A 6,245-nucleotide genomic window follows, 5' to 3' on the forward strand; every position below is an offset into this window, starting at 1 on the left:
GTGTGGCCCTCGGCCAGCAGCGACCGCCTGACCAGCTCGGCCTGCATCTCGTCGTCCTCGGCGACCAGCACATGTGCGCACACGGGTTCGGATCCTAGGCGTCTACTGTGCGAGCCAGTCGGCGTATCCCATGACCACGACCGGATGCCGGCCCGGGTCGAGGGTGCGCAGCAGCTCCTTCATGTGTGCCTTGGCGACACTGACGCAGGCGTGGGTCGGTCCCCCGTGGTCGACGTGCAGCCAGACGCCGCCACCGCGGGCGGCCCCCAGCGGCCGGGTCCAGTCGAGCGGTGAGGTGCCCGGCTCGCGGTTGTAGTTGATGGCGACGACGTAGTCGAAGGAGCCCTCCAGCGGCTCGCCCTCGAAGCCGGTGCCGGGCGAGTAGAAGCCGTTCGAGTGGTGGTACGGCAGCTTGCTCCCGGGGTCGGCCAGCAGGCCGCCGGCGTCGGTCAGCCCGTACACACCGACGGGGGAGCGCAGGTCCCCGGCCATGTGGTGCTCGCTCCAGCCGTCCTTGCCGTTGTGCGCGGGCCAACTGGCGCCGGGCTGCCAGGTGGCGTCGTCGCGCTCGTAGAGGACGACGGTGGACACCGGGGAGTTCCTGCCCCGCCCGGTGGCGACGACGACCTGTTCCGCCCGCTCGGGTATCGCGGCCGTCGTCTTCGGCCCGAGCCCCGGTATGCCCTGGTCCTGCGGGCCGCTCCCGGCTGTGGGGGAGGCCGCCGCCCGCGCCGCACGGCCGTCGTCGGCCGGGCTCTGCGCGGCCTCGGCACCTCCCCCGCAACCGGACAGCAGCAGGGGGGAGGCGAGCAGGGCGACAGCTGTTCTGCGTTGGATCATGAGACCGACTCTGGCCGAGAAATGTAAGGAACTCGTCAGTTTCCGCGCCCTCTTGGGGCGCGGTGCTGTGTCGTCACGGCTTGCCCTTCTTGTACAACCACGTCTGGAACAGGGACCCGAGGTCGACCCCCGACTGCCCCTCAGCCAGTTTCACAAACTGAGCAGTTGTCCCATGCCCGTACCGGTGTTCACCCGCCCAGGCCCGCAGGATCCGGAAGAACACCGCATCCCCCACGGCCTTCCGCAGCTGGTGCAGCGCCATCGCCCCGCGGGCGTACACCGGTTCGCCGAAGATGTTCTTCCCGCTTCCCGGATCCCCCGGCGGGTACGCCCACAACGCGTCGCTCGCCGGCTTGGCGTACAACGCGTCGAAGGTCTTCTGCGCGCTGTCGCCCCCGTGCTGCTCGCTGTACAGCCACTCGGCGTACGTGGCGAACCCCTCGTTGAGCCAGATGTCCTTCCAGGCGGTGAGGGAGACGGAGTCGCCGAACCACTGGTGCGCGTTCTCGTGGACCAGGGTGCTGAGATCGGGCGCGGAGTCGTAGATCGGCCGTCCCTGCGTCTCCAGGGCGTACCCGACGCTCGGCGCGTGGTCGACGATCGCCCCGGCGGACCGGAAGGGGTACGGCCCGAACAGCCTGCTCTCCCATTCCAGGACCGACGGCAGTTTCTTCAGCACGGCCGCCGAGCCGCTCGCCTCGCGCGGGTCGACCGCGTTGTACACCTTGATCCCGTCCCGGGTGGTGTACTGCTCGACGTCGAACTTGCCGACCGTGGCGGTGGCGAGGTACGCGGCCATCGGCTCGCTCTGCCGCCACCGGAAGGTGGTGCGCCCGGCCGACGTGTGCTGTCCGACAAGGACGCCGTTGGCGACGGCGGTGCGCCCCTTGGGCACCGTGATCGTGAAGTCGTACGACGACTTGTCCTTGGGGTGGCTGTTCGCCGGGAACCAGGTCATCGCGCCCTGCGGCTCCCCGGCGACGAACGCGCCGTCGTCGGTGGGGATCCAGCCGTCGGCCGAGCCGTCCGGGTCGGTGACCGGCTTGGGTGTGCCGTTGTAGCTGACGGCGACCCGGAACTCCCGGCCCTTCGCCAGTGCGCGCGGCGGCGTGACGACGAGTTCCTGTCCGCTGCGGCTGAAGCGGGCCGTGCGTCCGTCGACGGTCACCCGGGTCACCTTGAGGCCCTTGAGGTCGAGGTCGAAGCGGGTGAGCCGCTGGGTGGCCCGGGCGGTGAGCACGGCCTTGCCGTCGAGGTGGCGGGATGCCGTGTCGTAGCGGAGCGTCAGATCGTAGTGGCCGACGTGGTAGCCGCCGTTGCCGCTGAGCGGGAAGTACGGGTCGCCCGCGCCCGAGCCGCCGACGGTGCTCGCCGAGGCCGGTCCGGCGGCGGCGAGCAGGGCCGCCACGGCGACCGGGACGGTCGCGAGGACGGCCTCGCGGCGGAGGACTGCGGTACGTCTGCTTGCAGCCTGCACATGCGCTCCTTGGGAGGGGTGGCTGATGATCAATAACCCACCCTAGGGGCGGCGGTGTGCGCGCTTCCCCCTCATTCAGGTCAAGTCGCGCCGCGTCGGCGGCCGGTGGCGGGTGTCCGCCGCGTACTCTCGCGTGACCGTCACCGAGCCGAGAGGTGCCCGACCGTGAGCGTGCGCGTCCGCAGGATCTACGAATCGCCCGAGCCGGACGACGGGGTGCGGGTCCTGGTGGACCGGCTCTGGCCGCGCGGGGTCTCCAAGGAGGACGCGCACGTGGACGAGTGGCCGAAGGGCCTGACGCCCTCCACCGAGCTGCGCCACTGGTTCCACGAGGGCGGCTCGTACGAGGAGTTCACCCGCCGCTACGAGGCGGAGCTCGACGCTCCCGAGGCCGCCGACCTCCTCGACGGCCTGCGGAAGACGGCCCGGAGGCGGAAGATCACCCTGCTGACTGCGTCGAAGACGCCCGCGGAGAGCCACGCCGGTGTGCTGGCGCGGCTCCTCGACGAGTGAGCTACGCGGTCTGCTTCGCCGCCGCCCGGCCTGCCGCCCGGCCGGAGAACAGGCAGCCGCCGAGGAAGGTGCCCTCCAGCGCGTTGTAGCCGTGCACCCCGCCGCCGCCGAAGCCGGCCACCTCACCGGCCGCGTAGAGCCCGCCGATCGGCGTGCCGTCGGCGCCGAGGGCACGCGAGTCCAGGTCGGTCTGGATGCCGCCGAGGGTCTTGCGGGTGAGCACGTGCAGCTTGACGCCGATCAGCGGACCGGCGGCCGGGTCGAGGATGCGGTGCGGGGCGGCGACCCGACCCAGGCGGTCGCCGATGTACCGGCGGGCGTTGTGGATGCCCTGGACCTGGGAGTCCTTGCTGTAGGAGTTGTGGATCTGCAGGTCGCGGGCGACGATCTGGCGGCGCACCTGGGCCGCGTCGAGCAGTGCCTTGTCGGTGAGGCCGTTCATCTTCTCGACGAGCTGGTCGAGGGAGTTCGCGGTGACGAAGTCCGCGCCCTTGTCGAGGAAGGCCTGCACCGGGCCGGGCGCGCCCTTGCCGAGCAGCCGGTCGCGCAGGACGGCCTTGCGGTCCTTGGCGGTGATGTCGGGGTTCTGCTCCGAGCCGGAGAGCGCGAACTCCTTCTCGACGATCTTCCGGGTGAGGACGAACCAGGAGTGGTCGTACCCGGCGATGTCCTCGGTGGTGCGCAGGTACTTCAGGGTGCTCAGGGTGTCGTAACCCGGCAGGCAGGGGTCGGGCAGGCGGCGGCCGAGGGCGTCGAGCCAGATCGAGGACGGGCCGGGCAGGATGCGGATGCCGTGGCCGGGCCAGATCGGGTTCCAGTTCTGGATGCCCTCGGTGTAGTGCCACATGCGGTCCCGGTTGACCAGGCGGACGCCGGCTTCGGCGCTGATGTCGAGCATGCGGCCGTCCACGTGGGCGGGGACGCCGGTGACCATCTCGGCGGGGGGTGTGCCGAGCCGCTCGGGCCAGTAGCGGCGGACGATGTCGTGGTTGGCGCCGATGCCGCCGGACGTGACGATCACGGCCTGGGCGGTGAGTTCGAAGTCGCCGACGCGGTCGCGGCCGGAGGCGACGCCGCGCGGTGCGTCGTCGGCGGCGAGGACCGTGCCGCGCACGCCGCGCGCCTCGCCGTCCTCGATGACGAGCTGGTCCACCTGGTGACGGTGGTAGAAGGTGAGCAGTCCGTCGCGGGCGGCCTGCTTGGCGTACCGGGCGAAGGGCTCGACCACGCCGGTGCCGGTGCCCCAGGCGACATGGAAGCGGGGGACGGAGTTGCCGTGCCCGTCGGCGCGCAGGTCGCCGCGCTCGGCCCAGCCGACGGTCGGCAGCAGGCCGATGCCGTGACTCTGCAGCCAGGGCCGCTTCTCCCCCGCCGCGAACTCGACGTACGCGCGTGCCCAGCGCACCGCCCAGGAGTCCTCGTCGTCCTCGCGGTCGAACTGGGCGCTGCCCTGCCAGTCGCTCCAGGCCAGGTCGAGACTGTCCTTGATGCCGAGGCGGCGCTGTTCGGGCGAGTCGACGAGGAAGAGCCCGCCGAAGGACCAGAACGCCTGGCCGCCGAGGTTGGCGGCGTTCTCCTGGTCGACCAGGGCTACGCGCCTGCCCCTGCTGGTGAGTTCGTGCGCCGCGACCAGGCCGGCGAGGCCCGCTCCGACGACGATGACGTCCGCGTCCATGGCGTCCGTTGCCTTTCTCATTGGGGGGCTTGTCTCATGGGGGAGCTGATCTCATCGGGGGCTGAGCCCGGAGGTCTCGCTCGTGGTGCTGCCGTCGGTCAGCAGCGCGGTGAGCAGTTGCTTGAGCCAGGCACGGGCCCGGGCCACGTCCCGGTCCAGCAGCAGTTGGGTGGTGACGCCGTCGTAGGCGGCGACCACGGCGTGTGCGGCGGAGTCGGCGTCGCCGAGGACGGCGGGGAGCGGGGCCCGGGAGAGCCGGTCGGCGATGGCGCGGCGCAGCCGGGCGCGGTGGTCGAGGAGGGCCTCGGCCACGGCCGCGTCCCGGGCGGCGTTCGAGCGGTTGATGGATTTGTCGACTGACCTGCGCCGGGCCCATCCGGCTGCGAACATGGTGTCCGCAGGGATGAGTGCGGACCTTGAGGACGCCGTGGCGGCCGGAGCGACACATGTACGCGTCGGCACCGCGGTACTCGGAGTCCGCCTCAGGCTCGGGTAACGTCGCCAGGAAGTCGGACCACAGCAGAAAATATGGTCAATGTCGCCCAAAGTGGGCGCAAGGGCCTCGTGGATCGCGGGACTTGGCAGTCGTCACCGATCCACCACAGAGCGGAGGACTCAGAGCATGGCCGGCGCGATGCGCAAGATGGCGGTCTACCTCGGCCTCGTGGAGGACGATGGGTACGACGGCCGCGGATTCGACCCTGACGACGACTTCGAGCCCGAACTGGACCCGGAGCCCGAGCGGGACCACCGGCGGCACGAGCCGTCGCACCAGTCCCACAGTGCACATCAGCCCCAAAGGGACGATTCGGTACGAGTGGTGCAGCCGTCCCCACCGCGCGAACCGGTGTCGCATTCCGCTTCCCTGTCCGCGGAATCGGGCCGCCCGGCGCGCATCGGCCCCGTGGTGTCCATCACACAAGAACGCGCAAGTCTGGAGAAGAACGCACCGGTGATCATGCCCAAGGTCGTGTCGGAACGAGAGCCTTACCGGATCACCACGCTTCACCCCCGGACCTACAACGAGGCCCGTACCATCGGGGAACACTTCCGTGAGGGCACCCCGGTGATCATGAATCTGACTGAGATGGACGACACAGACGCGAAGCGACTTGTCGACTTTGCGGCCGGTTTGGTGTTTGGTCTTCACGGCAGCATCGAGCGGGTGACGCAGAAGGTGTTCCTGTTGTCGCCTGCTAACGTCGATGTCACGGCGGAGGACAAGGCCCGCATCGCAGAGGGCGGGTTCTTCAACCAGAGCTGAGACGCAACACCGGTACGAAGCACGGAACAGGGGAGAGGGAAGCACGGATCATGAGCGTGTTCCTGGATGTGATCTACATCGCGCTGATGTGCTTCCTCATCGTGCTCATCTTCCGGTTGGTCATGGACTACGTGTTCCAGTTCGCCCGCTCATGGCAACCCGGCAAGGCGATGGTGGTCGTACTTGAGGCGACCTACACTGTCACCGATCCACCGCTCAAGCTTCTGCGGCGGTTCATCCCGCCGCTGCGTCTCGGGGGCGTGGCGCTCGACCTGTCCTTCTTCGTACTGATGATCATCGTCTACATCCTGATCGCGATCGTTGGTCGGCTGTGATGAGCGATGTGACCTACCGTCTTGCCGAACGCCGACGACTACGTTGAGGTGAAGAGATGCCGTTGACCCCCGAGGACGTGCGGAACAAGCAGTTCCTCGGGGGGCGCGGAGGTGGCGCTCTTCACCCGCGCGTCGGCCAGC

The 6,245-nt window shown here is 69.8% G+C and carries 6 protein-coding genes and 3 pseudogenes; 4 read left to right on the forward strand and 5 right to left on the reverse strand.

The window, feature by feature from the left end; translation table 11 throughout:
• The 3 genes and pseudogenes from ABZ646_RS37785 to ABZ646_RS37795 all read right to left on the reverse strand — a co-directional run.
• Window positions 1-83 (reverse strand): annotated as a pseudogene (locus ABZ646_RS37785) (DNA-binding response regulator); the annotation flags it as partial.
• 19 nt (window positions 84-102) lie between these two features.
• Window positions 103-840, reverse strand: coding sequence for a L,D-transpeptidase family protein (locus ABZ646_RS37790; RefSeq protein WP_360529583.1), 738 nt, complete (start codon window positions 838-840; stop codon window positions 103-105).
• A gap of 73 nt (window positions 841-913) precedes the next feature.
• Complete coding sequence (locus ABZ646_RS37795; RefSeq protein ID WP_360529586.1) at window positions 914-2,317, reverse strand: M1 family metallopeptidase; 1,404 nt, start codon at window positions 2,315-2,317, stop codon at window positions 914-916.
• Between the two features lie 165 nt (window positions 2,318-2,482).
• Here ABZ646_RS37795 and ABZ646_RS37800 point away from each other — a divergent pair, with 165 nt between their 5' ends.
• Window positions 2,483-2,830 carry a DUF488 family protein gene (locus ABZ646_RS37800; RefSeq protein ID WP_360529589.1) on the forward strand — a complete coding sequence of 116 codons (348 nt, stop codon included), beginning with the start codon at window positions 2,483-2,485 and terminating at the stop codon, window positions 2,828-2,830.
• Window position 2,831: 1 nt separating this feature from the next.
• On the opposite strand, the gene ABZ646_RS37805 is transcribed toward ABZ646_RS37800, so the two are convergent.
• Together ABZ646_RS37805 and ABZ646_RS37810 are read right to left on the reverse strand one after the other, a co-directional pair.
• Complete coding sequence (locus ABZ646_RS37805; RefSeq protein ID WP_360529592.1) at window positions 2,832-4,505, reverse strand: FAD-binding dehydrogenase; 1,674 nt, start codon at window positions 4,503-4,505, stop codon at window positions 2,832-2,834.
• Between the two features lie 51 nt (window positions 4,506-4,556).
• Window positions 4,557-4,838 (reverse strand): annotated as a pseudogene (locus tag ABZ646_RS37810) (TetR family transcriptional regulator); the annotation flags it as partial.
• Between ABZ646_RS37810 and ABZ646_RS37815 the strand changes: the two are divergent.
• The 3 genes and pseudogenes from ABZ646_RS37815 to ABZ646_RS37825 form a co-directional block, all read left to right on the forward strand.
• A pseudogene (locus tag ABZ646_RS37815) lies at window positions 4,828-5,001 on the forward strand (YggS family pyridoxal phosphate-dependent enzyme); the annotation flags it as partial. The pseudogenes ABZ646_RS37810 and ABZ646_RS37815 sit on opposite strands and share 11 nt — an antisense overlap.
• 126 nt (window positions 5,002-5,127) lie before the next feature.
• Complete coding sequence (gene sepF, locus ABZ646_RS37820; protein WP_132886261.1) at window positions 5,128-5,769, forward strand: cell division protein SepF; 642 nt, start codon at window positions 5,128-5,130, stop codon at window positions 5,767-5,769.
• Between the two features lie 50 nt (window positions 5,770-5,819).
• A complete protein-coding gene (locus ABZ646_RS37825; RefSeq protein WP_046729537.1) occupies window positions 5,820-6,104 on the forward strand; it encodes a YggT family protein in 285 nt (94 codons plus the stop codon).
• Window positions 6,105-6,245: the final 141 nt, after the last annotated feature.

This window comes from Streptomyces sp. NPDC007162 (genome assembly GCF_040634175.1).
In the GTDB taxonomy this organism is placed as follows: Bacteria; Actinomycetota; Actinomycetes; order Streptomycetales; family Streptomycetaceae; genus Streptomyces.